The organism is Nocardia albiluteola (assembly GCF_018860155.1).
Lineage (GTDB): Bacteria > Actinomycetota > Actinomycetes > Mycobacteriales > Mycobacteriaceae > Nocardia > Nocardia albiluteola.
The window spans coordinates 330,239-356,225 of the sequence record NZ_JAHKNI010000002.1 but is presented as its reverse complement, the minus strand read 5'-3'; the positions used below and the strand labels follow the sequence as shown (position 1 = coordinate 356,225).

Below are 25,987 nucleotides of genomic sequence, written 5' to 3'. Positions count from 1 at the left end.
TCGCGCGTGCGCACCGCAACCCGGTGCGTATGCGCCGTCACCGAAGGACAGGCCTGATAGTGAGTGAGCCAGCAAAGGCGTCGACGAGCACGCCCGAGCGCGTCATCCGGCGCCGACCCAAGAATCGCCGGGCGCAGATCGCGGCGACGTCGGCGGCCGCATTCGGCTCACTCGGCTACCACGGCGTCAGCATGGAGGACATCGCCACGCGCGTCGGCATCTCCTCGGCCGCGCTGTACCGGCACTATCCGAGCAAGTACGCCCTGTTCCGGGAGGAGCTGCAGCGACTGGGCGCGGCCACGGTCGCGGCGGTCGCCCTGCCGGAGGAAGCGTCGGACTGGACGGCGCAGCGGCGCCTGGATTCGGTGATCGACGCGGTCATCGCCGCAACCGTCACCAACCGCTCGACGGTGGGGCTGGCCCGGTGGGAGCAGCGCTACCTGGACGAGGCCGACGGCGCGGCCCTGCAGGAGCAGTTCGGCACCGCGGTCGGCGTGGTCGCGGACCTGATCGGCGAGCTACGCCCGGACGTGGCGCACCGCGACCTCCGGGTGCTCTCGGTGACGATCTTCAGCGTGATCAGCAGCATCGGCGACCACCATGCCGCGCTCCCGGTGAAATCCCTGACCGCCGTGCTGCATTCGGCCGCCTGGTCGATCGCGCGGGCCGAGCTGCCCGAACCGGCCGCCGCCGCCCACCCGCCCCGCGCCGCGGAGATTCCGCAGGCGTTCAAGCACGAGCTGCTGCTGCGGAAGGCGGTCGAGCTGTTCCATCAGCGCGGCTACCCGAACGTCAGCGTGGAGGACATCGCGATGGCCGCGGAGCTGTCCGCGGCCTCGGCGGTGTACCGCTACTACCGCAGCAAGAGCGACCTGCTGGCCGCGGCGTTCCGGCGCGCGGCCGACCGGATGGCCGGGGCGATCGGTCCGGCGACGACGTCGTCGAGCGGCCCCGCCGAGGTGCTGTCCAAGCTGATCGACCTGTATGTCGCGGGCTGTTTCGCCGAGCGCGAGCTGACCTACGTCTATTACGCGGAATTCGGCCATGTGCCCGCCGAGGAGCGGACCATGCTGCGCAACGTCCAGCGGCTCATCGTGGCCGAATGGGTCAAGCTGCTGGTGGAGGTGCGCCCGGAGCTGTCGCAGGCGCAGGCCCGCATCCTGGTGCAGGGCGCGTTCAGCCTGGTCGTCGACCTCGGACGGGTCTTCGGCGACGACTCGCGCAGTTGCTCGCAGGACCGGGTGACCAGGCTGCTCGAGACCACGCTGTTCGGCGACCGCTGAGGGCCGGAATTCCTGTGCCGCTTCAGGATCGGAAGGTAGGCCAGGGATACAGGGTCAGGTGCAGCAGCAGGATCACCAGCAGCGCCAGCAGCACCGCGGCCAGCGGATGCGCCCGCCGCTCCAGATAGCCGATGGTGCGAAACAGCGTGGGGAACGGCACCTCTCGCGCGAAGAACATCGCCAGTACGCTCGGCACGATCACCCACAGCACCGCGATGAGCCCGTACATCACGTACGCGCCTACGAAGGTGCCCGGGTGGATGTGCCGCGCGCTCACCGCGAACACCACCCCCACGATGAGCCCGGCCAGCCCGACCACCAGATACCCGCCCGTCCCCTCGGAGCGCACGGCCCCGGCATCGCGGGTGGCGCGGCCGTTGGCGGTGTACTGCCGCCCGGCCAGCACGTCCTGCCGCACATCCGGATGCATGATCAGTTGTGGCACAGCGTAATAACCCAGCACCACGATCACGAAGGTAACCACGAGCCGCACCCAGGAGTGCGCCGACTCCAGATGCCCGACCGTCGCCGAGATCGTAGGCCAGTCGCCGACCTTGAACACGGCCGCCAGCTCCGGGCCCGCCACGGCCAGCGCCGCGAGCCCCCACATCAGATATCCCCAGAACTCCGCCGACCGCCCACCAGTCTCGCGAGCCCCGGCCGTAACCTCGGTCATATTCCCGATATACCACCGGCGGGAACGGAATATGCGCCTCATGGCCGACCGGTTGCCACACCGACACCGACCCGCAATATCTCGGCCCACCAGCGGCTTCCACACCGAAAGGCCATGTGCCCGAATGAATAGTTACCGATAGCCCGAACAGGGAAAGGCCGGGATCCGGTGCGGGATCCCGGCCTTCCACCGGTTATCCGGCGGCGCTTATGCCTTCGGCGGCGTCGTCAGGTCGTAGACCTGCACACCGTCGACCGTGGTCGGGGTGTAGTGCGCCTGGACCCACGCGGTGATCTGGCCGCCGGTGGTGTTGGCGCTCGAGCCGAAGCCCTGCCAGCCGCCGAAGTTCGCGCCGGGCTGGGTGTTCTGCTCGGACGCCGGGTTCGTCGTCTGGCCGTTGGCGTGCGTTCCGGGGGCGTGTGTACCCGTATGCGTGCCCGTGGCGGAGCCGTGGGTATCCGTGGCGGGGGCCGCCCCGTGACCCTGCGAGCGGGAGCTGAGCAGGAAGTAGTGCACATCCCCGTTGGCCACGTACTGCTGGAACTGCGCCAGCGTCGGCGAGGGATCCCGGCCGCTGAATCCGCCGATGGCCATCAGCGAAGCGCCCGTACGCAATTCGATCGAACTTACCTGCTGGGATCCGATCGCCGCCGCAGCCCAACGGCTTCCGGAGGCGGTGCCGAGCATGGCGTCGAGTTGCGGTGTCGCGGCGGTGCTTTCGTCGCCCCAGCCGTGCTCGCCACTGCCCCGCGCGGGACCGCTGTACGGGCTGCCGCCGCTGTGCGGCAGCGCGACCGTCTCCACGGCATAGGCCGCGGGCGCGGCGAGACCGAAGATCAGCGCCGCGGCGGCGATCGCGACTCCGGCCCGGCCCGGCCGGCCGCGCCCCTCGGCGGCCGCCGACGTCCCGGCCGCACCGAACGCCACCAGCACCACGGCCGCGACCACCGCGCCGATCAGCAGCGTCCACCGCAGCCACGGCAACCAATTCGGCGTCAGTCCGAGCAGGTGGAACACCCAGGCCCCGGTCGCCACCGACATCGCGGCCAGGGTCAGCCGCGCGCCCCAGTGCGAGCGCCGCCGCCACAGCAGCGTGGCCCCGATGGCGCCCAGCGCCGCGATGGCCGGGGTCAGCTCGATCGTGTAGTACGTGTGGAACCCGCTGCTCATGTAGCTGAGCACCAGCCCGGTGCCGAGCAGCCAGCCACCCCACAGGATCAGCCCGGCCCGGTCGGCATCGGTGCGGGCCCCACGCCGGGTCAGCCACAGCCCGGCCAGCAGCCCGATCACCGCGACCGGAAGCAGCCAGGAGTATTCGGTGGCCAGCGACGGCTGGAACAGCCGCGACAGGCCGTTGCTGCCGCCGACCATCCCGCCGAACCCGCCGCCGCCATGCGGTACGGCATGGGTGGCGACCGCATGCGCCGTCGATGCCGCCGGGTGCGCCGGGGCCTTTGCGCCGCCGCCGTGCTTGTTGCCCAGCAACCGGCCCAGGCCGTTGTAGCCGACTGCCAACTCCCACAGGCTGTTGGTGGTCGAGCCGCCGATGAAGGGCCGCGATCCGGCGGGCCAGAGCGCCACGAGCGCGACGAACCAGCCCGCGGAGACCACGACCGCGACGCCCGCGGTCAGCAATTTGCCGATCCGCGACCAGAATCCGCCCGGCATCGCCACCAGCACCACCAGCGCCAGGCCCGGCAGCACCAGCAGCGCCTGGCCCATCTTGGTCAGGAAGCCGAAGCCGATCGCCACGCCGGCCAGCGCGAGCCATCCGGTGCCGGCCGACCGCCACCCGGCCCGGGGCGCCTGCAGCGCCCGCACCACGCAGTAGGCCGCGGCCACGATCAGGAACACCATCAGTGCGTCCGGGTTGTCGTACCGGAACATCAGCGCCGCCACCGGCGTCGCCGCCATGGCCGCTCCCGCCAGCAGCCCTGCGCCGTATCCGCTGGTGCGCCGCACGGCGCCGTAGAGCAGCGCGACAGTGGCCACGCCCAGTAGCGCCTGCGGCACCAGCATCGACCACGCGCTGAAGCCGAACGCGCGCCCCGACAGCGCCATCAGCCACATGTTGGCGGGCGGCTTGTCCACGGTGATGGAGTTGCCCGGGTCGAGCGAGGCGAACAGCAGCGCCTTCCAGCTCTTGGTGCCGGACTGCACGGCCGCGGCGTAGAAGTTGTTGGCCCAGCCCGCCGAGCGCAGGCCCCACAGGTACAGCACGGCGGTGGTGACCAGCAGCGCCGCCAGGCTCGGCCGTACCCAGCGCGGCCGGTCCGCCGCGTCTGCGATCGCCTCCGCCGGCGGTCGGACTGGCTGCTCCTGCACCACGTCCGCGCCCTCGGCGCTGATCGAGACCATGTTCCCGCCTTTCTCCACGGATTTCCCCTTGTCGCCGACGAGCGTAGGAACGCCGGCTGGCAGACGGGCTGTGCCGCCGCTGGGAACTCCCTGTGGGAGGCGAATCCTCAGGCGGGGCTCGAGGTGCCGATGCCGCCGCCCCGGCCGCCGCGCGATCGGTCGGGGCGGATCACGCGGCCTGCGGGCGCAGCATCGGCGGGTGTAGCGCCTCGGCCGGACCGGCCCGGTACAGCTGCGCCGGTCGGCCGCCGTCACGGGTGCTGGTGCGCCCTGTCGCCTCGACGAATCCGGCGGTGCTGGTTACCTTGCGATGGAAGTTGCGGGGATCGATGTCGGTGCCCCACACCACCTCGTACACCCGCCGCAGCTCGGCGACGGTGAATTCGCGGCCGCAGAACGCGGTGGCCAGCGAGGTGTACTCGAATTTGGCCCGGGCGCGCTCGACCCCGTCGGCCAGGACCCGGTGATGATCGAAGGCCAGCCGGCCCGGATCGGCCAGCAGCTGCTCGACGGACCAGATCGCCGCCGCGGTGGCATCGACGCCGGCGGTCGGCGCGGGCAGATGCGGTACCAGCGCGAGATAGCCGGTGCTGATGACCCGGCCGCGCGGATCGCGGCCAGGCTCGCCGTACGTGGCCAGCTGTTCCAGATGCAGTCGGTCGGCGCGGATGCCGGTCTCCTCCCGCAGCTCCCGCACCGCCGCCGCGGACAGGCTCTCGTCGGTCTGCACGAATCCGCCGGGCAGGGCCCACCTGCCCCGATAGGGCGCATACAGGCGCTGGACCAGCAGCGCGCACAGGGTGTCGTTGGGCGCAGTACGGGCGCCGAGGGTGAGCACGACCAGATCGACCGCGACCGCTGCATTGAAGCGAAAAGCATTGGCCATGACCGAGATTGTAATCGTCAGCTTGACGATAACATCAGTTCGTTGCGACCGGCATGAACGGTGCGTAGTCGCGCACGTGCCCCTCGACCCAATCCCAGAGCGAGACCGGATCCACCGCGACCCCGCGCTGCAGAATCAGCCGCCAGCCCTGCTCTTCCTTCTCCCAGATATCCCCGTCGCGATCCAGGTAATAGCCCGCCGTCCGGGGCTCGATGGAGGAATTCTCGTTGAACACCAGCATATCTCCCGCCTGTCGTCCTTCCAGGATCTCCAGCAGTGCGGGCGTCTCGGGACGCCGCCGGTTCCAGCTCTGGCTCATATCAGCATTCCCCTTCGTACGACTCTCTCGGCAAGTATTCCGAGACACGCTTCCGGGCTGCTCCCGATCGAATTAATACAACGTTCCAGTTGGGATCTACAGCCTAAGCCAGACATTGACAAAAATGAGCCGTACCTGAGGTTACGGATCCGATACATCGAACCGCCGGACAACGACCCAACCCGCCCGTGGGCCCGGTAATGCAAAAGCAAGGCGGTCGGAGATATGACAGAACAGGCATCCTACCGGCCGAAGTGACTCGCATCCCACTTTGCTCTACATTGCAGGCACGCGATTGCAGACACGACGCGCAACACCGGACATAATCTGAAATGTCACAACTTAATAACTGTTCGGCAAACATCCAGCATTCATAGTGGGGGGTGCCGTTTATAAATTCGTTTCAATCGAACGTTCAACAATCCGAATATGCATGGCCCCGACGTACAACCGCACTCCGTCACAGTGACCGATCACTCCGTCCACTCCTGCGGGATCCCCTGCGACCGAACCAACCCGCCGCCGTCGCGAGGGCGAGGCCGGCGCAGCGTGCCCCGTCCAGCGAACCCCCTCGACCACACCCTGATCAGCACCTCCCCCCGGCGCGTTTGCGTCACCACACCGGATGGCATTGACAGGGACGGGACAACGCTGGTGCGATAGGGACTGCTCGGGGGGTGGCCGATGCAGTCTCTCAGGGGGCCGATCCCGTACAGACAGGCTGGTGCACCCCGACACAGGGGCCGGGATGATCGGACAGTATCGAAAGGCTGTGCCGCAGATGAGGATCATGCAAGCCGTTCGCACGGGGCTACTGTGCGCCGCCGCGGTGTGCGCGCTGGCGATGCCGTCGGGAGCCGTAGCGGTCGCACCCGCGGTCGCGGATCCGGTCGGCCCGCCGACGCCCGGCAGTTCACCCGTCATCCCCGCCGGAACGGTCATAGCGCCCCCGCTCGACTGCACACCGAATGGCCAGCACCCGCATCCGGTGGTCGTGCTGCCCGGCGCCGACGGCACCACCGATCAGACCGCCGCACAGTGGAATCCGATGCTCACCGCGCTGCGGTCCGACGGCGACTGCGCGTTCCTGTTCCAGGGCGGCATCATCAAGGGGCAGCGCTGGGCCGGCGATGTCCCCGGCGAGGCCCGTCAGGTGGCGGACTTCGTCGCGAAGGTGCGCGCAGCGACCGGCGCCGACCAGGTCGACATCGTCGCGCATTCGGCGGGCACCTTCGTCGCCAACTACTACCTGAAGGTGCTCGGCGGCGCGTCATCGGTGCGCGATGCGATCCTTCTCGCCCCGGAGTCGCGCGGCTGCGACGGCGCGGGATTGCTTGCCCAGTACGGGATCACGAATCCGCCCATCACCCCCGTGCAGGCGGCCAAGGCCGCGCCGTACCTGGTGTCCCTGCTGACGGTCATGTTCCCGGGCATGGCCCCCGCAATGCAGATGTCGCCGACCTCCGCGGTGTACCAGTCCGTATTCGGCGGACGGGTGACCCAGCCGGGTGTGCACTATTCGGTCCTGGCCACCCGCAACGACCACATCGCCACCCCCGCGGTCACCTGCTCACTGATCCAGGAACCGGGCGTGGTGAATGCCGTCTACGAGGACCAGTTCCACGACGCTCCCGCGGTCGACCATTCCACTCTGCGCTCGAGCCCGGCGACCACGAATTGGGTACTGCAGCAGTTGCATTCGTGATTTCGCCCGGATGAAACCCCGATGACCTGGTGGGATGCCGCGCTGCCCCCGACGGGCTCGCCGCTACGAACCGCGGCCGAACCCCCGCCGGTGCCGGACCTTCCCCGGGACCGGCACCGGCGAAGCAATGGTGAGCGACTGTCCGCACACAACATTGCGTTCGCCCGCTCGATGTCCAGGGTACCCGCAAGGCCCGCCGTACCCGGCGGTATCTCCGATCACTTTTCGCGCTGGACCCCGCGCACCCTTGCGCCCCACCACAGTCCGGTGCCGTAGGCCAGATCGTCGAGCCGCTTGCACATCAGATAGCGCAGCGGATCCAGCCCGCCGGCGTCGCGGTGCGTGAACCAGTCGGCCAGGCCGTCGGCGACGGCCATGGTCACCGCGATCCGCCGCACGCGCCGTGAGGCGATCATCGCCAGCACGGTCACCGGCCAGTAGTCCCGGCACATCGCCGAGACCAGGCGCCATACTCCGCCGGAGAATCCGCGCGCCAGCGCGATCGCCGCGACCTGGGTCGGATTGTCCAGCTCGGCGAACACCCGCCGCAGCCGCACCAGCGCGGCGACGAGTGTCATCGCCGCGCCCAGCACGCTGCCGCGCGAGGCGATCCCCAGCAGCGCCGTGACCACCACGGTCCACAGGGGCACCGACAGCGGCGCGGTCGGCGAGCCGTGCCGGCGAGCCAGCGGGGCGGCCCCGGCGCCGTGGGACACCTTGCGCCCGAACCACTTCCCGAACGACACCGGCTGCTCGCACGCCACGTGGGCGGCCGGCTCGTAGCGCAGCCGCCAGCCGGCGCGCTCGAGCCGCCAGCACAGATCGATATCGGCCGCGGAGAACATCTGCTCGTCGAATCCGTCCTCGGCCAGCACCGCGCGCCGCCGCACCAGCATCGCCGCACCCGGCACATAGGGCACCGCGCCGCGCGAGGTCACCGCCGCCTCGCGCCGCCCGCGGTCCAGCGACGAGCGGGTCTGCTCGTACCGGCCCAGCACGGTGACCGCGCGGTCCCGCGCGACGATGCGCGGCGCCACCAGCGCGACCTCCGGATCGCTGAAGTGCCCGAGCATCACCTCGAGCCAGCCCGCCCGCGGCACTACGTCGGAGTCCAGGAAGGCCACGAATTCGGTTGTGGCCGCCCGCAGCCCGGCATTGCGCGCCGCGGCCGGGCCCCGCCTGCGGTCCAGGCGCAGCACGGTCACCCGGCAGTGGCCGCCGGTCGGCGGGATGCGCACCGGACGGTCCGAGCCGTCGTCGACGACGACCACGCTGTGTCCGCGCAGCGTGCGAAGCAACCGCCCGAGCCCCTCGGCGTCGTTGTGCAGCGGCACCACCACCGTCACGTCCTCCGGACGCGGCAGCAGCCGAGGACGCGGATTGCCCACACCGGCATCGAGCAGCCGCCTGGCAACCACAGCAGACTTGCGGTCGGTCACCTCGAGATATCCGTCACCGATCAGGGCGGCAGCCTCTGGCGCGAGTCGCAGCAACCGCGTCGGCGAATCGCCGACCAGGAACCGCCCACCGGAGTATGCGCGCACCCTGGGATCGATTCGCACCCCGAACCCGTCGGGCAGTCGATCATGGCGCATTCGTGGAATGTTATGCGCTGTCTGTGCTTCCGTCCTAGCGTGTCGGAAAAAACGGATCGAATCGATGCGAATACCCGCTCACCGGGACGCGGCCTCGAGCACCGCGAGACCCGTCCCACCGGAACATGGTTGGCAATCGCGTCGCAAACAGACTCCGCGACGCGACTCGATCGAATTGCGCCACCGCACAGTTCACCATCGGTTACTGCCAGGTGGAATGTGCCATGGGTCGTCGAGCCCCCTCGTGGTTACACCGCGCTACCGCTTCCGAGCCTCGGATGCGCAAGGCGCTGTGCATTCGCAGGAGTGCGGCGGCCCGGTGAGTGATACACATGCGAACCTGCGCCGAGATGTGCGCTCTAGACTGCGGAGGGGAAAACACGATGAACAGCGCAGGACGGGAACATCGCCGCATGGCGTCCGTCGGCACAATCTCTAGGCGACACGGGAGTCGGACGGATGCAGACCAGCGGAGGCGGTAATACGCTCTCGGAATCCGAGATCGTCGAGGCCGCGCTGCGTGTGGTGCGCGAAGATGGCGTGGAGAAGTTGTCCATGCGCCGGTTGTCCCGCGAGCTCGGCGTCTCGCCGATGGCCCCCTATTACTATGTCGCCGACAAACGCGAACTGCTCGACCTCGTCGCCACCGCGGCATTGACCGGCGTGCGCAAGCCTTCACCGGAATCCGGTCCCTGGCAGCAGCGGCTGCGCGAACTCATCGATCAAATCGACGACAAACTGCGCAAGCATCCGGGCCTCGGCGATGTACTGATCGAACAGATGCTGGGAAAGCAGCTCGATCTGATCGCCGCGGTAATGGAGATCCTGTTCGACGCGGGATTCGACGAGCGCAATGTGCTCGCGTCGTATGCCACGATCCACACCTATCTGTTCGGTCGCGGCCGGGTCAATCCCCGCGATCGCTCCGCGCTGTCCGAGGCCGCGCTCCCCGATGCGGTCGCGCGTGCGGTGAAGCACATGGGCGATCTGCGCGGTAAATACTCGTACGACTTCGGCATGGACGTGTTGATCGCCGGGCTGGAGGCCCAGCTTGTCCGGCAGCACGAGGGCCACGTACTATAAAATTAGAACACGTTCTACTTTCTGTGTTCTGTGTGACAACCCGGCCCGAGAGGACGCTATGACTACCGTCGACCCTCGACGTGACCCCATCGAACCGCACGGCTCGCGTTCCGTGGTGCTGCGCGTTTCCGAGGTCATCACCGAGACGGCCGATGCCTGTTCGCTGGTGTTCGAGGTGCCCGTTGAACTGCGCGAGCGGTTCGACTATCAGCCCGGTCAGTTCCTCACCCTGCGCATCCCCAGCGAGCTGACCGGCTCGGTGGCGCGCTGCTATTCGCTGGCCAGCTCGCCGCACACCGACGACAAACCCAAGGTCACCGTCAAGCGAACCGCCGACGGATACGCCTCGAACTGGCTGTGCGACAACGTCCGCGCGGGCGATCAGCTCGAACTGCTGCCCCCCTCGGGCGTATTCACGCCCAAGAATCTGGACGAGGATCTGCTGCTGTTCGGTGCGGGCAGCGGCATCACGCCGGTGATGTCGATCCTGAAGTCGGCCCTGTCCAGCGGCAGCGGCAAGGTCGCGCTGATCTACGCCAACCGCGATCCGGAATCGGTGATCTTCGCGGCCGAACTGCGCGAGCTGGTCGACAAGCACCCGCAGCGGCTGGTCGTCGTGCACTGGCTCGAGGCCGTGCAGGGCCTGCCGAGCGTGGAGAAGCTGGCCGCGCTCGCGGAGCCGTTCGCCGACCGGCGCGCCTTCATGTGCGGTCCCAAGCCCTTCATGGACGGGGTGCACGACGCCCTGGCCCAGCTCGGGGTGCCGCGCAACCGCACCCACGCCGAGGTCTTCAATTCCCTTGCCGGAGACCCGTTCGCGGACGTCGCCCCGGTCGAGGTGAGCGCCGAGGAGGCCGCCGACGCCGCCACCGTCGAGGTGGAACTGGACGGCGAGGTGCACAACCTGAACTGGCCCCGCAGCCAGACCCTGGTCGACATTATGCTGAGCAAGGGCCTGGACGTGCCGTACTCCTGCCAGGAGGGCGAGTGCGGCTCCTGCGCCTGCACCGTGCTCGAGGGCAAGGTCGAGATGGGCAACTCGGAGATCCTGGACCCCGAGGACATCGAGGCCGGATACATCCTGGGCTGCCAGGCGAAACCGGTCACCGACCACCTGAAGATCCAATTTTGACGGGATCGTTGCGCCCGCACGGCGATTCGCTTCAGCTCGCGGTGACCTCGGCGACCGCGCCCAGTACACGGCCCGCCTCGAAGGCCGCGGCGCTGGCGGGTAACCCGCCGGGGCGGCCGCTGTTGAGGACCGTGACCGTGCCCGATCCGGCGGCGGGGCGGCCGAGGGAATCGATGCGGCGAAGGGTTTGCGCCGCAACGGCCTCGGCGCTGTCGAACAGCCGCAGCCCGGGGGGCAGGGCCGCCAGGATCTCGTCCATCACCAGCGGGTAGTGCGTGCAGCCGAGCACCACGCCCTCGGTGCCGGGCGGGGTCAGGGCGGCGGCCTTCTCGATCGCCTCCCCGATGCCGGCCAGGTCGCCGCGGTCGATGGCGTCCGCGAGTCCGTGGCAGGCCACGCCGGTCACCTCGGCATCGCCCCCGAAGCGCGCGATCAGGTCGGCCTGATAGCGGCTGGCCGTCGTCGCGGCCGTCGCCCAGACCGCCACCGTCGCGCAGGCCGCGGCCGCGGGCTTGATCGCCGGGACGGTCCCGATCACCGGGACGGCCGGACCGACCTCGGCGCGCACCTGCTCGAGCGCGGAGACGCTCGCGGTGTTGCACGGGATGACGATCACCTCCGCGCCCAGATCGATCGCCCGGCGCGTGGCCCCGAGCACCCGATCGACCAGCCACGGTTCGGATTTCGGGCCCCACGGCGCGCCGTCGGGATCCAGCTGCAGCAGCAGATCGAGCTCGGGCCGCAATCGACGTAACCACGCACCCGTGGTCAGCATCCCCAGGCCGGAATCGATGAGCGTGACGATCACAGCGACCACTGTATTAGTGGGCGACGATCCGCCACCCGCCGCACCCGCCACGGGCGCATGACCCGCCCGTCAGCCGACCTCGGCCACCGCCTGCGCATTGGCGGCCAGCTGGGCGCGCGCCTTCATCACCTTGCCGGTCTTGCCCGCGCCGACCACAGCCGTCAGCAGCCCGTCGGTGAGGTAGTGCGCGAGGAATTTGCGGCCGTCGTCCTCGAGGATGCGCACCTCGTCGGCGCCGACGGTGGTGCCGAGCACCTGGATCTTCACGTTGTACTGATCGCTCCACACGTACGGCACCCCGGGCGCGGGCGGCTCGGTGCCCAGCAGCGCCGCGGCCAGCAGCTGGGCCTGCTCACCGGCATTGGTCCAGTGCTCCACGCGCCGCTGCCGTCCGGACGGCTGCCGCCAGGCCGCGACATCGCCCAGCGCCCAGACGTTGTCGACCGCGGTGCGTCCGACCGCGTCGGTGAGCACGCCGCCGCCCGTGGCCGGATCGGCCAGCGGGACACCGGATTCGGCGAGCCAGTCGGTCACCGGCGCGGAGCCGATGCCGATCACGACCAGGTCGGCCTCGATCTCGCTGCCATCGGACAGCCGCGCGGCCCTGATCGAATCGCCCTCGGCGACAAGCGAATCCAGGCCGACACCGCAGCGCAGATCCACGCCCTCCTCGCGATGCATGCGGCCGACCAGCGCACCGACCTGCTCGCCGAGGGAGGCGGCAAGCGGCGTCGGCTGCGGCTCCACCAGTACCACCGGCACGCCGCGCGCGGTAAAGCTGGCCGCCAGCTCGCAGCCGATGAATCCCGCGCCCACGACCAGCGCGCGGGTCGCGCCCGACAGCTCGGCGCGCAGCGCCACCGCATCGTCGTGACTGCGCAGCACGTGCACCCCCGACGCCTGCGGCAGTCCGGGAATGCGCCTGGGACGCAGGCCCGTCGCGATGATGAGGTGTTCGTAATCCAGCGCGGCGCCATCGGCCGGCAGCAGCCGGCGCGCGACCGTGTCGACCCCGTCGGCGCGCACGCCCAGCCGCAGCTCGATCCGCTGTTCGGCGAAGAATTCGGCCGGGCGCAGGGTGGTGTCGTCGGTATCGCCGCGCACAAACTGCTTGGACAGCGGCGGGCGATCGTAGGGCAGTCGCGCCTCCTCGCCCAGCAGCACCAGCGGACCCTCGTATCCGGCGCGGCGCAGCTCCTCCGCCGCGCGCAGACCCGCCAGGCCTGCCCCGGCGATCACGATCGGACGGCCGGCCCCCCGGGGATGGTGCGAAGGCGCAGCCGACGGGGCGGGTGAGGCCTGCATCGCCGCCGATGCGGTCGGGACAACGGTCATCGCGAGTGGGGATGGCTGCACGAGTTCCAATCTATTCTAGAACGCGTTCTAATTTCCACCGTGTGATCACCACCACTCCGAGATCGCCGCGCAATCGTGCCGGACCAGGTATTGATCGGGCGGTCAATCAGAGTTATACCGAGAGGTGACAGTCCATCAACCTCTTCAGGAGGCACATCATGTTCAACGAATCCCGTGCTCAGGACTTCGTCGCCGTCATACTCGGCGTCGTCGCGGCGCTGTCGCCGATCTGGGTCGACAACAACGGCCGGGCCATGTGGACGCTCATCGTCCTCGGCGTGCTCATCGCGCTCACGGGCCTGGCGCAGCTGTCGCGTCCGGCAATGGCGGAACTGGATTACGCCATGGGCCTGTTCGGGGTGCTGCTGTTCATCTCCCCGTGGGTCATGAACTTCCACGCCTTCAACGGCGCCTCGTGGACCTCCTGGATCATCGGCGTCCTGACGGTCGTCGTCGCGGTGGCCGCACTTCCCCAAGTCACGGCGCGGCTGCATACTGCTCACTGATGCACGTACCGAAACCCCATCGAGCCGGGCGTCGCCGCAGCAGGAAAGTCGACGGCGACGCCCGTGCCCTCATCCTGGATGCCGCCGAAAACCTCTTCGCGACAAATGGATTCGATGCCACGGCAACCGCGGCCATTGCCGCGGCCGCCGATGTGCCCAAGGGACTGGTGTTCTACTACTTCCCCACGAAGGATTCGATTCTCTCGGCGCTGATGTCCGAGCGAGTGCCCCCGACCCCGCTCGATGACATCGATTCCGTCGTCTCCCCGGGCGACCCCGCCAAGAGCCTGGTCGCCCTGGACGCCGCGCTCAACCTGCGCAACCATCACTCCTCGGTGCTGCGCGTCATCATGTGGCGCGAGGCCGACACCCACCCGGATGTCCGAAGGCAGTTGCGGCGCGTGCGCGATCAGCTGCTCGACATCACCGCGCGAGTCCTGCAGGCCAGCGCGCCGGGCCCGGTCCAGCCGGGCACCCTCCGGGCCTGTGCGGGCGCCTGGGTATCCGCCATGCTCGCCATCGCCACCACGGATCGGCTGCACGCCCTCGACGGGCTCACCCTCCCCACCGCCGACGAGATCTTCAACATCTCCCAAGTGGTCGCCGCCGGAATGACACACCTCGGCTGAATCAACGCCGCCGCCGGAACAACACAAATCGGTCGAGACTGTCCTCGGTCGGCGTGTCCTACCCGGCCGCGTGGCTCGCAGCACTTGAATACAGCCTGGACGACCCCAATACCGATGCCACTTTCGGAGGTCATGCGGTGACTCGTTTTGCGCTCGGTTCGGCACGACTGCACGAAGTTCCCGGATGTCTGCTGGCTGCCCTCGCGATCCTCATTCTCGGATGCGTGCCGGCAGCGACGGCAACGGCGGAACCGATCTACCCCCGTCCCGATCCCGATCCCTTCTATGCCGCCCCGGCAGATTTGGCCGCACACCGGCTCGGCGATGTGCTCGGGGTACGGCCCATGCCGCCGCTGCTCACCTTTCCCGGGACCGCCGTCACGCTGGTCAAGTTCCGCTCCAGCAACTCCCGCAATCAGCCCATCGCAGCAACGACCACGGTGCTGACCCCGCCCGGCCATCGGCCCGATGGTCCGCTCCTGTCCTATCAGCACATCATCAACGCGCTGGGCACCGAGTGCGCGGTCTCACACGCGCTCTACGCAACCGACCCGAATCTGGTCATCCGCGAGGCCCCCGCGCTGAACCTGCTGCTGGTGCACGGGTGGAGCGTGGCGCTGCCCGATCACCTGGGGCCGCAATTCGCCTACGGCGCGGCCCGTCTGGGCGGGCAGATCACCCTGGACGGGGTGCGAGCGGTCGAGCGGGTGCCCGGGCTGACACTGCACCACAGCCGCGTCACGCTGGCCGGCTACTCCGGCGGGGGCATGGCGACCGCGTGGGCTGCGGCCCTGCAGCCGAAGTACGCCCCCGACCTCGCGCTCGCCGGAGCCGCCGCCGGCGGGGTGCCGATGAATCTGGAGACCATGGTCCGGGTGCTGGGCGACCACCGGCATCCGGCCTTCGGCCTGGCGATGGCCGCGGCGATCGGGCTCGAACGTGAATACCCCGACCGGCTGCCGGTGAGTCACTACATGAACGCCCAGGGCCTCGCGGCGGCACACGCCATGGCCAACGGCTGCACCAACGAGATCATCGCCGCCGGGGCCGGGCGCAGCGCGCTGGATTTCGCGGCCAGCACCGACCTGATCAACAGCGTGGAGGCGCGGCGGGTCGTCGAGGAGAACAGCCTGGAACTGTTCGACGGCGTGCCGAAAATTCCGATGTACGAATGGCATTCGCCGACCGATTCGCTGATTCCGCTCGATGCGATCCGCAATACCGACCGCCGCTACTGTGCGACCGGGGTGCGGTTGCAGGCCGAGCTAACCCCCGCCCCGGACCATCTGACGGCGGCCGTAGCCGGGCTGCCGGAGGTGGTCGCCTGGCTCGACGCCCGCTTCCGCGGCGAACCGGCGCCGTCGAACTGTCCCGCGGTCTGAGCGGATCCGGGACGGAGCGCCATCGAGGCGGCGCCACGACCGAGCCCTCGGTCGGCAAGTTGCTCACACCCCCCGAGTTATCCACAATCGCTCGACGACAGCGGCGGTGGGCGTGCAGCGCGCCGATGATCGAGGCATGGGAACCCCGCAACCGATCTCCCGCCGCGACGCCCTCGCAGCGGGCCTGTCCGATGGCGATCTGCGGCGGCTGTGCCGCCACGGATCCTGGCATCGCATCCGGAACGGACACTACGTCGCGGCCCCCGCTACGGCGCTGACCGCGCCGGAGCGGCACCGGGCGCTGATCCGGGCGACCGTTGCGGCAACCTCCGAAACAGCCGTGGTGAGCCATGTTTCGGCCTTGATCGGGCACGGCCTGCCGACCTGGAACATCCCGCTGGACCGCGCCCATCTCACCCGCCCCCGGCGCGGCGGGTCGCGGCTGGGCCGGGTCATCGTGGTGCACTCCGGCCGGCTCGAGCACGACGATGTCACGCTGGTCGAGGGCATCCGGCACACGACGGTCGCGCGCACGGTCGTCGATATCGCGCGCACCGAGAATTTCCCGCAGGCGGTGGCCGTCGGCGATGCCGCCCTGCACCGCGGCGCGGCGAAAACCGCACAGCTCCACGAACAGTTGCGCCGGGCACGGGCCCGGCCCGGATACCAGCGCGCGGCGGAGGTCGTGTCGTTTCTCGACGGCCGCTGCCCGGGAATCGGGGAATCGCGTCTGCGGGTGGCGATCGCGACGGCCGGGCTCCCCGGGCCGGAACTCGCGGCCCGCGTGCTCAGCCCCGACGGCAGCTTCGTCGCCCGGGTCGACTGCCTGTTCCCCAGCCTGGGTGTCGCGGCCGACTTCGACCCGCTCGGCGGGCACGGTATGCGTACCTCCGCATTCGCTCCGGCCGTGCGCGCGCACACCGGCCCGGCCGAGGGGGCGCGCATCGCGGCCGAGCTGCGCGAGGACAGGCTGCGCGCGCTGGGCTGGATTCCGGTCCGGTGGACCTGGAGCGAACTCGACGAGCCCGGGGAGGTGCCCCGCCGGATCGAGGCCGCGACGGCGGCCGCGGCGCACTGCACGCGCAGCGGCCGCTGGCTACCGGCCGCCCGGATCTGATTGTCCGCATGGTCTGTATCTGCCCAGCTACCAAGCGGATCCCGCGTTCGCGACGAATATCGGACGACCCCGGGGAGTCGCACACCATCCAGGTGGAGGTAACAATGACCAGTATGACCGACCCCGATTTCGCCCGTTTCGGAGAGCCCAGTCGCTCGCGCCCGGAGGGATCTCGCCTCACCCATCCGCGCAACGGGACCGCTCCGCACAGTGAGATGGAATCGGGATCGTCCACCGCGCTCACGGGATTCGATCCGGGCCGTGGCAGCCTGGGCACGCCAGGGGTGGCGGTCGCATGGACCCCCGCCGATGTCGCGCCCGACTGGGCCACCGGAGGCACGCCCGATTCGGTGGCGATCGGCTCCGAGCCGAGCACCTCGATAGCCGATTCGGTAGCGATTCCACGGCAAACGTCGCATGCCGCACCCGAATCCGGCCAGTTCGGTTCCGGCGTCCCCTGGCCGACCGAGACCGGCTCGGAATTCTCCGCCTTCCTCTCCCCCTCCGATCCCCTGCCCCCGCTCCCGTCCCGGGAGCGAACCACTCCCGTCCCCGGGACCGGCACTCCGGCAGCTGAATTCGGCTCGAGTCCGTCCCCCGCATCGCCCGGGCCGGCCGACTCCGGTTTCCGCGGCGATCCCGTACCGGCGCCGAGCCCGCCCGAACTACCCCGGCGCAAACCGGGACTACCGCAGCACACACCGGATTTCATGCACACCACCGCGGAGCAATCCCTGTTCGCCGAATCCCCCGAACCGGGAATTCAGAGCAACGGTTCGGCATTCACCTCTGGTGAGTCCGCTCCTTCCACCCACAGCGCGCCATTCGCCTCCGACGATTCGGCTCCTTTCGCCAACGGCACAACATTCAGCCCCGGCGATCCCACTCCCTTCACCGACAGCACAACATTCAGCTCCGCCGATTCAGCTCCTTTCGCCAACGGCACAACATTCAGCTCGGTCGATCCGGCCCCCTCCATCAACGGCGCATCATTCGCCTCCGACGATTCCGCTCTCTCCACCAACGGCGCAGCACTCCGCTCCGGCGATTCCGCCCCCTCCATCAACAGCGGGACATTCAGCCCCGCCGATCCGGCTCGCTCCACCAACGGCACGGCGTTCAGCTCAGGTGATTCCGCTCCCTTCACCAACGGCGCGGCATTCAGCTCTGGCGCGCACAGCGCGCTTCCGGTCGATTCGTCCGGGCCGGAAGCCACCGGGGCGGCGTTCGGCGGCGGCGCGAAACCGGGATCCCTTTCCGATCACATCGCCGACCGCGCCGCGGCATCGGCGCAGCCTCGACCGCCCGCCACCGATTCGGCTTTCACCCCACCGGCGCTCGGGCTCGTCCCGCCCGCCGCATCCGAAAATACTTCCCGCACTGGACAACTCACGGGTCCGACCCCATCCGAACCGGTCCTCGGCACAATCAATTCGGCGCGCCTCGTCATCAACCCGGCGCCGCCCACCGCCGCCCCGAATCCACCCTGGATCCAACCGGCGGTTTCCGATGGTCGTGCGGCCGTGTCCGACGACAACCACTCGATCGCATCCGATCACCACACGGCCGAACCACATAGCCGCGCAACTGCATCCGACATTCTCGGAGCTGCGTCCAATAACCAAGTCGCTACACCCGATCCCCGCACGACCGCACCCGATCTCTACACAGCTGCATCTGATCCCCACACAGCTGCGACCGATCGCCAACCGGCTGCGCTCGATCCCAACCTGGACGCATACGATCGCCACGCGGCGATGTCCGCTCCCCACGCGGCGGCATTCGATACCCACGCAGCTGCGACCGATCGCGACGCGGCTGCAACCGATGTCCACGCGGCCGCGGCCGATCGCAACCTCGCCGCATCCGATCGCAACGCGACTGCGACCAATCCCAACCTGGCCGCATTCGATCGCCACGCGGTCGCGTCCGATAACCACGCGGCTGTATCCGATGGTCGCGCGGCGATGTCCAATAACCACGCAACCGAGACCGAGGCCGAATCCGAGCCCACGGCACTCGAGCCGGGCGGCACCCCGGCCGCACCGGCATCGCGCACCAGCCTCCCCAGCCGAAGTGCACGCGAATTCGCCCGCCGCACAGGGCAATCAGCGTCCGATTCCGCGGACTCGCGTCCCGCCGGCGCCGCCCGTCACTCCGATCCGGCCGACCCTTCACCCACCGAAGACGCGCCCATGTCCTCCCCCAGCCCGAATTCCCGCCTCGGCGCGTCCCTCGCGACCACCCCTCGCCGCTCCCGCCGCCGCGCCGCCACCACCGACGACACCCCCGCCACCGTCGACGTCCACCTGGTCATGCAGCTCCTGCTGGCCAGTCACACCCTGGAATCCGTCGCCGACAAGGCCGAAGCCGGCGAGGCCACCCTCGAGGACTTCATCCGCGCGGCCCGCCGCACCCGCACGGCCACCGTCGACCTGGTCTCCGCCTGGTTCGGCGGCACCACCCAAATGCGCCAATTCGCCGAGGCGCTATTGGCCGCCTCCGACTCGGCATAGGTCGCAGCGCACGAGCCGGTCGTGGATAGTCAACGATCAAAACCGTGTTGCGCCTCGTTCAGACGAAGCCGAGCCGTATGGCTTTCAACGGCCCGTCGACCAACTCGGGAACACACAATGCAGAGCCTGATCGCCGAAGGTCGCATTCAACCGGCACGCGAGCCCAACAACCGGCCCCGAATCCATACGGATTCGGGGCCAGGTCACCTAGCCCATTGCCGAGCAACGGCGCTAAGGGGGTGTTCAGCGCACCTCAATAAGCTTTTCACCTGATTCAACCATCGCCACAACGGTCGGCAAGACTGGAAGAACCGCCTCGAAGCAACGCCTCATCCCACACGGCGTGATCCGAAGCGGAAGTCAGATCGACGTCGCGAACGTGAACGGCCTCGTGTCCCTCGCTCGTTATCGCCCGCGCCAATGCCGGAGGCAACTGCGCGTCGATAAGAAACTTCACGAAGCTGTTCGCAGGATTGGATGATCCGATTCGGCCGCCGCGAAGGCTAGACAAGCACGGATGTCATCGCGCTCGAGGTAGGGATAGTCCTCGAGGATCGAATCTTCGGTCTCACCGGCGGCCAGAAGCTCGAGCACATCCTTCACCCGGATCCGCATACCACGAATACAGGGCCTGCCCCCGAGCTGGTTCGGATCGAACGTAATCCTGGTCACCGGGCAAACATACCGGCCGATGGTCAGGCGGACCGCAAAGAATACCGCCGCCGCCAGCTTGGCTAAGCGATGGAAGCGAAAAGGGCCGTCCCCCAACGGGAACGGCCCTTTTCGGCTACAAGCAGGTCTTACTTGACGACCTTGGTGACGCGACCGGCGCCGACGGTACGGCCACCCTCACGGATCGCGAAGCGCAGGCCCTCTTCCATGGCGACCGGCTGGATCAGCTTGACGCTCATCTCGGTGTTGTCGCCCGGCATGACCATCTCGGTGCCCTCGGGGAGGGTAACGACACCGGTCACGTCGGTGGTGCGGAAGTAGAACTGCGGGCGGTAGTTGTTGAAGAACGGGGTGTGGCGGCCGCCCTCGTCCTTCGACAGGATGTACGCCTGGCCCTCGAACTCGGTGTGCGGGGTGGTGGTGCCCGGCTTGACGACGACCTGGCCGCGCTCGACATCCTCGCGCTTGATGCCACGAACCAGCAGACCGACGTTGTCGCCGGCCTGGCCCTGGTCGAGCAGCTTGCGGAACATCTCGACACCGGTGACCGTGGTCTTGGTGGTGGTCGGGCGGATGCCGACGATCTCGACTTCCTCGTTCACGTTGATCACACCGCGCTCGATACGACCGGTGACGACGGTGCCACGACCGGTGATCGTGAAGACGTCCTCGATCGGCATCAGGAACGGCTTGTCGGTCTCACGGACCGGGTCCGGGATCGACTCGTCGACCGCGTTCATCAGCTCGACGATCTTCTCGGCCCACTCGGCGTCGCCCTCGAGGGCCTTCAGGCCGGAGACACGCACGACCGGCGCATCCTCGTCGAACTCCTGCGAGGCCAGCAGCTCGCGGACCTCCATCTCGACGAGCTCGAGGATCTCCTCGTCATCGACCATGTCCGCCTTGTTCAGCGCAACCAGGATGTACGGCACGCCGACCTGACGGGCGAGCAGCACGTGCTCGCGGGTCTGCGGCATCGGGCCGTCGGTGGCCGCGACCACGAGGATGGCGCCGTCCATCTGCGCCGCACCGGTGATCATGTTCTTGATGTAGTCGGCGTGCCCGGGGGCGTCGACGTGCGCGTAGTGCCGCTTCTCGGTCTGGTACTCGACGTGCGAGATGTTGATCGTGATACCGCGGGCCTTCTCCTCGGGCGCCTTGTCGATCTGATCGAACGCAAAGCTCTCGTTGAGGTCCGGGTACTTGTCGTGCAGAACCTTGGTGATAGCCGCCGTCAGCGTGGTCTTGCCGTGGTCGACGTGACCGATGGTGCCGATGTTGACGTGCGGCTTCGTCCGCTGGAACTTCGCCTTCGCCACTTTAGGGCCCTCCTGGACTTGTTGGTGCGTGCATGTGCAGCAGTGCGTGGATAATCTCCGCGTATGCGGAGACTGGGGTCTTACTGACTCCCGGCTGATGGGGGCAAGTGTGCCACCTGCCCCCGATCGGACTATTCGCCGGTCGCCTTGGCGATGATCTCCTTCGACACGTTGGCCGGGACCTCCGCGTACGAGTTGAACACCATCGAGAAGTTCGCCCGGCCCTGGGTCTTCGACCGCAGGTCACCGATGTAACCGAACATCTCGGAGAGCGGGACCTGCGCCTTGACGACACGGGCACCACTGCGTTCCTCCATGGCCTGAATCTGGCCACGGCGGGAGTTCAGGTCACCGATCACATCGCCCATGTACTCCTCGGGCGTGGTGACCTCGACGGCCATGATCGGCTCGAGGATCACCGGACCGGCCTTGCGGGCCGCTTCCTTGAAGGCCGCCGAGCCGGCGATCTTGAACGCCATTTCCGAGGAGTCGACCTCGTGGTAGGCGCCGTCGAGCAGCGAGGCCTTCACGTTGACCAGCGGGTAACCGGCGAGGACACCGTACTGCATGGCGTCCTGGATACCGGCGTCTACGGACGGGATGTACTCACGGGGAACGCGGCCGCCGGTGACCTTGTTCTGGAACTCGTAGGTCGCGCCGTCCTCGGCGTCGACCAGCGGCTCCAGGGCGATGATCACGCGCGCGAACTGGCCGGAACCACCCGTCTGCTTCTTGTGGGTGTACTCGTGCTTCTCGACCTTCTTGGTGATGGTCTCACGGTAGGCCACCTGCGGCTTACCGATATTGGCCTCGACCTTGAACTCGCGCTTCATGCGGTCCACGTAGATGTCGAGCTGGAGCTCGCCCATGCCGCCGATGACGGTCTGGCCGGTCTCCTGATCCAGCTTCACGTTGAAGGTGGGGTCCTCCTCCGCGAACTTCTGGATGGCAGAGCCCAGCTTCTCCTGGTCGGCCTTGGTCTTCGGCTCGATGGCCACCTCGATGACCGGGGCCGGGAAGGTCATGGACTCGAGCACGATCTGGTTCTGCGGATCGCACAGGGTGTCGCCGGTGGTGGTGTCCTTCAGGCCGATGACCGCATAGATGTGGCCGGCCTGGGCCTCGTTGACCGGGTTCTCCTTGTTGGAGTGCATCTGGAACAGCTTGCCCAGGCGCTCCTTCTTGCCCTTGGTCGAGTTGATGACCTGGGCGCCGGAGTCGACCTTGCCCGAGTACACGCGCACGTAGGTCAGCTTGCCGAAGAACGGGTGCGTGGCAACCTTGAACGCCAGCGCCGCGAACGGCGCATCGACGCTCGCGTCGCGGTGCAGGATCTCGTCCTCCTTGCCCGGGACGTGGCCGTCGGTGCCACCATCGTCCAGCGGGTTCGGCAGGTAGTCGATCACGGCGTCGAGCATGGGCTGCACGCCCTTGTTCTTGAACGCCGAACCGCACAGCACCGGGTAGAGCTCGGAGTTGACCGTCATCTTGCGGATGGCGCCCTTGATCTCCTCGATCGAGAGCTCCTCGCCGCCGAAGAACTTCTCGAGCAGCGCCTCGTCGGATTCGGCGACGGTCTCCATCAGAGCCTGCCGGTACTCCTCGGCGCGCTCCTTCAGATCGGCCGGGATCTCGACGACCTCGTACGACTCGCCGAGCTTGGTCTCGCCCTTCCAGACCTTGGCATTCATCTCCACCAGGTCGACGATGCCCTCGAAGTCGTTCTCCGCGCCGATCGGCAGCTGGATGACCAGCGGCTTGGCGCCGAGGCGATCCTTGATCGTCTGCACGGTGAAGTAGAAGTCCGCGCCCAGCTTGTCCATCTTGTTGACGAAGCAGATGCGCGGGACGTCATACTTGTCGGCCTGCCGCCAGACCTGCTCGGACTGCGGCTCAACGCCCTCTTTGCCGTCGAAGACGGCGACCGCACCGTCGAGCACGCGCAGCGACCGCTCCACCTCGACCGTGAAGTCGACGTGTCCGGGCGTGTCGATGATGTTGATCTGGTTGTCTTTCCAGAAGCAGGTCGTCGCGGCCGACGTGATCGTGATGCCGCGCTCCTGCTCCTGAGCCATCCAGTCCATCGTGGCCGCGCCGTCGTGGACCTCACCGATCTTGTAGGTGATACCGGTGTAGAAGAGAATGCGTTCGGTTGTCGTGGTCTTACCGGCATCGATGTGGGCCATGATGCCGATGTTGCGGACCTTGTTGAGGTCGGTGAGCACGTCCTGTGCCACGGAAATCTTCCCCGCTCGTAGCTAGTTGGGATTTTTCTGGAGCGACCCTGTCGGGGGTCATCACTATTTTCAAACGCCGGACGCGGCTGGTAAGTGCCGCGCCCGGCTGTGACTCGACCTCCCGGCGGCGCCGTTCCTTCAGCGGCGATCCGGGCGGCAGGTCACCAGCGGTAGTGCGCGAAGGCCCGGTTGGACTCGGCCATCTTGTGGGTGTCCTCGCGGCGCTTCACCGAAGCACCCAGGCCGTTGCTGGCATCCAGCAGCTCGTTGGCCAGGCGCTCGACCATGGTCTTCTCACGACGGGCGCGGGAGTAGCTGACCAGCCAGCGCATCGCCAGGGTGTTGGCGCGGCCCGGACGGACCTCGACCGGAACCTGGTAGGTGGCGCCACCGACACGACGGGGCTTGACCTCGAGGGCGGGCTTGACGTTGTCGAGCGCGCGCTTGAGGGTGACGACCGGATCGGTGCCGGTCTTCTCGCGTGCCTGCTCCATCGCGCCGTACACGATGCGCTCGGCGACGGACTTCTTACCGTCCATCAGGATTTTGTTGACCAGCTGGCTGACCAGCGGCGACCCGTAAACCGGGTCGTTGATCAGCGGGCGCTTGGGAGCGGGGCCCTTGCGTGGCATATCAGCTCTTCTCCTTCTTGGCGCCGTAGCGGCTGCGGGCCTGCTTGCGGTTCTTCACGCCCTGGGTGTCGAGCGAACCGCGGATGATCTTGTAGCGCACACCGGGGAGGTCCTTCACACGACCGCCGCGCACGAGCACCATCGAGTGCTCCTGCAGGTTGTGGCCCTCGCCCGGGATGTAGGCCGTGACCTCGACCGCGCTGGTCAGGCGAACACGCGCGACCTTACGCAGCGCGGAGTTCGGCTTCTTCGGGGTCGTGGTGTACACACGGGTGCACACGCCACGACGCTGCGGGCTCCCCTTCAGTGCCGCAGTTTTGGTCTTGGAGACCTTGTCGTTGCGACCCTTGCGGACCAGCTGGTTGATGGTTGGCATAGACCGGCTTTCCTCAGTTAGTAACCAGGTGTCTGGAACTTCATGTGTGTGTCATCGAGCTTTCACCCGCCCGTCCGGAACGCGTCGTTGCGCATCCCGAGGTCGGGCGTGTCGCGCGCAGGTCAGGACCCGTTTTCCGGGCATGTCTGAACGTTCGGCCGCTTTCGCTGGCTTACGTCCTGCACACAAGCTTGCCCGCACGCTCCGGGCACAGCGATCCACGATACCCGCCGACGCGAGTCGGGGCAAAAACAGGGTCACTTACGTACCCGTTCGCACGGCCACTCACCCACCCCCGCCGCGGACTCAGCGGGACAGATTCAGGGTCAGCGACACCAGCTTGCTGGCCGCGGCGCACGGATCCGGGTGACTGCCCGGGTGATAGTTGACCCACCAGCCGATGATCCCGGTATCGGCGGCCGGGGCCTCCACGCCGCACGAGTCCGGATCGTTGGGCCGGTGAATCTCCAGCGAACGGCGGCCCTGCACAGTGATGTCGTTGGTCGGATAGCCGAGTTTGGCGTTCGTCGCCTTCTCGTTGCTCAGCGAGCCCATCTCGTACCAGTTCAGCGTGACCATGCCGTCGCCGCTGGGCGTGCCGTCCAGCAGCCACATGCAGACCGCGCCGTTGAACGAGGAGTTCGCGTCCTGCGCACCGGTCGCCTTCACGATCTCGCTGTTCTGCACCACGTTGCATTCGCGGAGCAGCTTGTCGAAGTTCGTATTCAGCCCGCCGCCACTGCCGGCGGGCTGGGCGTGGCCGGTGATCGTCTTGCCGCAGCCGGCCGCGGTCAGCCCCACCGCCAGCACCACCGTGGCGACGATCGCCGCGCGAGCCTTCCTGGCGCCTCTCATACCCCTCATTTCATGCGCTGCACTGTGAGCTCGGCCAGCTTGCGGTTCTTGTCGCACGGGGTGGCGTCGTGGCCGCCGAACACACCGGAGGAGGTGGACCATTCGAAGAAGTCGTCGCCGAGCTGCACCGCGAAATCGCAGATGCTGCCGTCGGGGGTGGCGTCCTGGAAGCCCGAGTGCCCGCCCACGTCGATGGTCTCCGGGTTGCGCCCCTGCGCGGTCACCCATGCCTTCTCGCGCCCGAGCGGGCTGCCACGGTAGGAGGCGAAGGTCACACTCGCCGCGCCCAATCCCGTTGCCTGCCAACTACAGCCGACGGCGTTCTTGTACTGCTCCGAAATCTGGCCCAGGCCGCCGATGTCACTGACCTCTTGATCGGTGACGCCGCCGCACTCGCCGACGAAGGGTCCCGGTGCGGCCACCTTCATCGGCGGCCGCACCGACGAGCTGTCGTCGGTCGAATTGCTCCCCGACCCGCACGCCGTCAACAGCGCCGCGATGGCCGCGCCCGTGACTACCGCCGACGTGATCCTCCGCATGGCGCG

25 protein-coding genes are annotated in these 25,987 nt (G+C 68.1%); 9 read left to right on the top strand and 16 right to left on the bottom strand.

Features of this window, described 5'->3' with window-relative positions:
* Positions 1 to 59 precede the first annotated feature (59 nt).
* Positions 60 to 1,283 (top strand): TetR/AcrR family transcriptional regulator, encoded by a 1,224-nt coding sequence (locus tag KO481_RS07635; protein WP_308166410.1) that lies wholly within the window; start codon positions 60 to 62, stop codon positions 1,281 to 1,283.
* Between the two features lie 22 nt (positions 1,284 to 1,305).
* Here the strand turns inward: KO481_RS07635 and KO481_RS07630 are convergent, their stop codons facing one another.
* From KO481_RS07630 to KO481_RS07615, 4 genes are all read right to left on the bottom strand, one after another.
* Entirely contained in the window at positions 1,306 to 1,959 is a 654-nt protein-coding gene (locus tag KO481_RS07630) for a hypothetical protein (RefSeq protein WP_215916280.1), read from the bottom strand.
* 207 nt (positions 1,960 to 2,166) lie between these two features.
* Positions 2,167 to 4,317, bottom strand: coding sequence for an ArnT family glycosyltransferase (locus KO481_RS07625; protein ID WP_215916279.1), 2,151 nt, complete (start codon positions 4,315 to 4,317; stop codon positions 2,167 to 2,169).
* 169 nt (positions 4,318 to 4,486) lie between these two features.
* Positions 4,487 to 5,203 carry an NUDIX hydrolase gene (locus KO481_RS07620; RefSeq protein ID WP_215916278.1) on the bottom strand — a complete coding sequence of 239 codons (717 nt, stop codon included), beginning with the start codon at positions 5,201 to 5,203 and terminating at the stop codon, positions 4,487 to 4,489.
* Positions 5,204 to 5,237: 34 nt separating this feature from the next.
* Complete coding sequence (locus KO481_RS07615; RefSeq protein ID WP_215916277.1) at positions 5,238 to 5,522, bottom strand: hypothetical protein; 285 nt, start codon at positions 5,520 to 5,522, stop codon at positions 5,238 to 5,240.
* Positions 5,523 to 6,303: 781 nt separating this feature from the next.
* On the opposite strand from KO481_RS07615, the gene KO481_RS07610 reads away from it, so the two are divergent.
* On the top strand, positions 6,304 to 7,227 hold the full coding sequence (locus KO481_RS07610) for an esterase/lipase family protein (RefSeq protein ID WP_215916276.1): 924 nt from the start codon (positions 6,304 to 6,306) through the stop codon (positions 7,225 to 7,227).
* A 218-nt stretch (positions 7,228 to 7,445) separates the two neighbouring features.
* Here the strand turns inward: KO481_RS07610 and mftF are convergent, their stop codons facing one another.
* A complete protein-coding gene (gene mftF / locus KO481_RS07605) occupies positions 7,446 to 8,822 on the bottom strand; it encodes a mycofactocin biosynthesis glycosyltransferase MftF (protein ID WP_215916275.1) in 1,377 nt (458 codons plus the stop codon).
* 459 nt (positions 8,823 to 9,281) lie between these two features.
* Between mftF and mftR2 the strand changes: the two genes are divergently transcribed.
* Both mftR2 and KO481_RS07595 read left to right on the top strand, forming a co-directional pair.
* Positions 9,282 to 9,905 carry a mycofactocin system transcriptional regulator MftR2 gene (gene mftR2 / locus KO481_RS07600; RefSeq protein WP_215916274.1) on the top strand — a complete coding sequence of 208 codons (624 nt, stop codon included), beginning with the start codon at positions 9,282 to 9,284 and terminating at the stop codon, positions 9,903 to 9,905.
* Between the two features lie 58 nt (positions 9,906 to 9,963).
* Positions 9,964 to 11,037, top strand: a complete 1,074-nt coding sequence (locus tag KO481_RS07595; RefSeq protein ID WP_215916273.1) for a ferredoxin--NADP reductase — start codon at positions 9,964 to 9,966, stop codon at positions 11,035 to 11,037.
* 31 nt (positions 11,038 to 11,068) lie between these two features.
* On the opposite strand, the gene KO481_RS07590 is transcribed toward KO481_RS07595, so the two are convergent.
* Together KO481_RS07590 and KO481_RS07585 are read right to left on the bottom strand one after the other, a co-directional pair.
* Entirely contained in the window at positions 11,069 to 11,845 is a 777-nt protein-coding gene (locus KO481_RS07590) for a glutamate racemase (protein ID WP_215916272.1), read from the bottom strand.
* Positions 11,846 to 11,914: 69 nt separating this feature from the next.
* Positions 11,915 to 13,150, bottom strand: coding sequence for an NAD(P)/FAD-dependent oxidoreductase (locus KO481_RS07585; RefSeq protein WP_215916672.1), 1,236 nt, complete (start codon positions 13,148 to 13,150; stop codon positions 11,915 to 11,917).
* Positions 13,151 to 13,359: 209 nt separating this feature from the next.
* On the opposite strand from KO481_RS07585, the gene KO481_RS07580 reads away from it, so the two are divergent.
* The 4 genes from KO481_RS07580 (at position 13,360) to KO481_RS07565 (ending at position 16,835) form a co-directional block, all read left to right on the top strand.
* On the top strand, positions 13,360 to 13,707 hold the full coding sequence (locus KO481_RS07580) for an SPW repeat protein (protein ID WP_215916271.1): 348 nt from the start codon (positions 13,360 to 13,362) through the stop codon (positions 13,705 to 13,707).
* Complete coding sequence (locus tag KO481_RS07575) at positions 13,707 to 14,336, top strand: TetR/AcrR family transcriptional regulator (protein WP_215916270.1); 630 nt, start codon at positions 13,707 to 13,709, stop codon at positions 14,334 to 14,336. Before KO481_RS07580 ends, KO481_RS07575 begins: the two co-directional genes overlap by 1 nt.
* A 167-nt stretch (positions 14,337 to 14,503) precedes the next feature.
* Entirely contained in the window at positions 14,504 to 15,718 is a 1,215-nt protein-coding gene (locus KO481_RS07570) for a lipase family protein (protein ID WP_215916671.1), read from the top strand.
* 136 nt (positions 15,719 to 15,854) lie between these two features.
* On the top strand, positions 15,855 to 16,835 hold the full coding sequence (locus tag KO481_RS07565; RefSeq protein ID WP_215916269.1) for a type IV toxin-antitoxin system AbiEi family antitoxin domain-containing protein: 981 nt from the start codon (positions 15,855 to 15,857) through the stop codon (positions 16,833 to 16,835).
* Between the two features lie 763 nt (positions 16,836 to 17,598).
* Here KO481_RS07565 and KO481_RS07560 read toward each other — a convergent pair.
* Entirely contained in the window at positions 17,599 to 18,051 is a 453-nt protein-coding gene (locus tag KO481_RS07560) for a hypothetical protein (RefSeq protein ID WP_215916268.1), read from the bottom strand.
* A gap of 541 nt (positions 18,052 to 18,592) precedes the next feature.
* Between KO481_RS07560 and KO481_RS07555 the strand changes: the two genes are divergently transcribed.
* Positions 18,593 to 19,351 carry a hypothetical protein gene (locus tag KO481_RS07555; RefSeq protein ID WP_215916267.1) on the top strand — a complete coding sequence of 253 codons (759 nt, stop codon included), beginning with the start codon at positions 18,593 to 18,595 and terminating at the stop codon, positions 19,349 to 19,351.
* 274 nt (positions 19,352 to 19,625) lie between these two features.
* Here KO481_RS07555 and KO481_RS44700 read toward each other — a convergent pair whose 3' ends face one another.
* From KO481_RS44700 to KO481_RS07515, 8 genes are all read right to left on the bottom strand, one after another.
* On the bottom strand, positions 19,626 to 19,808 hold the full coding sequence (locus KO481_RS44700; RefSeq protein ID WP_215916266.1) for a DUF5615 family PIN-like protein: 183 nt from the start codon (positions 19,806 to 19,808) through the stop codon (positions 19,626 to 19,628).
* On the bottom strand, positions 19,805 to 20,119 hold the full coding sequence (locus tag KO481_RS07545) for a DUF433 domain-containing protein (RefSeq protein WP_245400541.1): 315 nt from the start codon (positions 20,117 to 20,119) through the stop codon (positions 19,805 to 19,807). The genes KO481_RS44700 and KO481_RS07545 overlap by 4 nt, the downstream gene beginning before the upstream one ends.
* A gap of 32 nt (positions 20,120 to 20,151) precedes the next feature.
* A complete protein-coding gene (tuf, locus tag KO481_RS07540) occupies positions 20,152 to 21,342 on the bottom strand; it encodes an elongation factor Tu (protein ID WP_215916265.1) in 1,191 nt (396 codons plus the stop codon).
* 131 nt (positions 21,343 to 21,473) lie between these two features.
* Positions 21,474 to 23,579: an elongation factor G gene (gene fusA, locus KO481_RS07535; RefSeq protein WP_215916264.1), complete on the bottom strand. Its 2,106-nt coding sequence runs from the start codon at positions 23,577 to 23,579 to the stop codon at positions 21,474 to 21,476.
* Positions 23,580 to 23,740: 161 nt separating this feature from the next.
* A complete protein-coding gene (gene rpsG, locus KO481_RS07530) occupies positions 23,741 to 24,211 on the bottom strand; it encodes a 30S ribosomal protein S7 (protein ID WP_215916263.1) in 471 nt (156 codons plus the stop codon).
* A 1-nt stretch (position 24,212) separates the two neighbouring features.
* Positions 24,213 to 24,587 carry a 30S ribosomal protein S12 gene (gene rpsL / locus KO481_RS07525; RefSeq protein ID WP_215916262.1) on the bottom strand — a complete coding sequence of 125 codons (375 nt, stop codon included), beginning with the start codon at positions 24,585 to 24,587 and terminating at the stop codon, positions 24,213 to 24,215.
* Positions 24,588 to 24,893: 306 nt separating this feature from the next.
* Positions 24,894 to 25,442, bottom strand: coding sequence for a DUF3558 domain-containing protein (locus KO481_RS07520; protein WP_215916261.1), 549 nt, complete (start codon positions 25,440 to 25,442; stop codon positions 24,894 to 24,896).
* A 5-nt stretch (positions 25,443 to 25,447) separates the two neighbouring features.
* Entirely contained in the window at positions 25,448 to 25,981 is a 534-nt protein-coding gene (locus KO481_RS07515) for a DUF3558 domain-containing protein (protein ID WP_215916260.1), read from the bottom strand.
* Between the last annotated feature and the right edge of the window lie 6 nt (positions 25,982 to 25,987).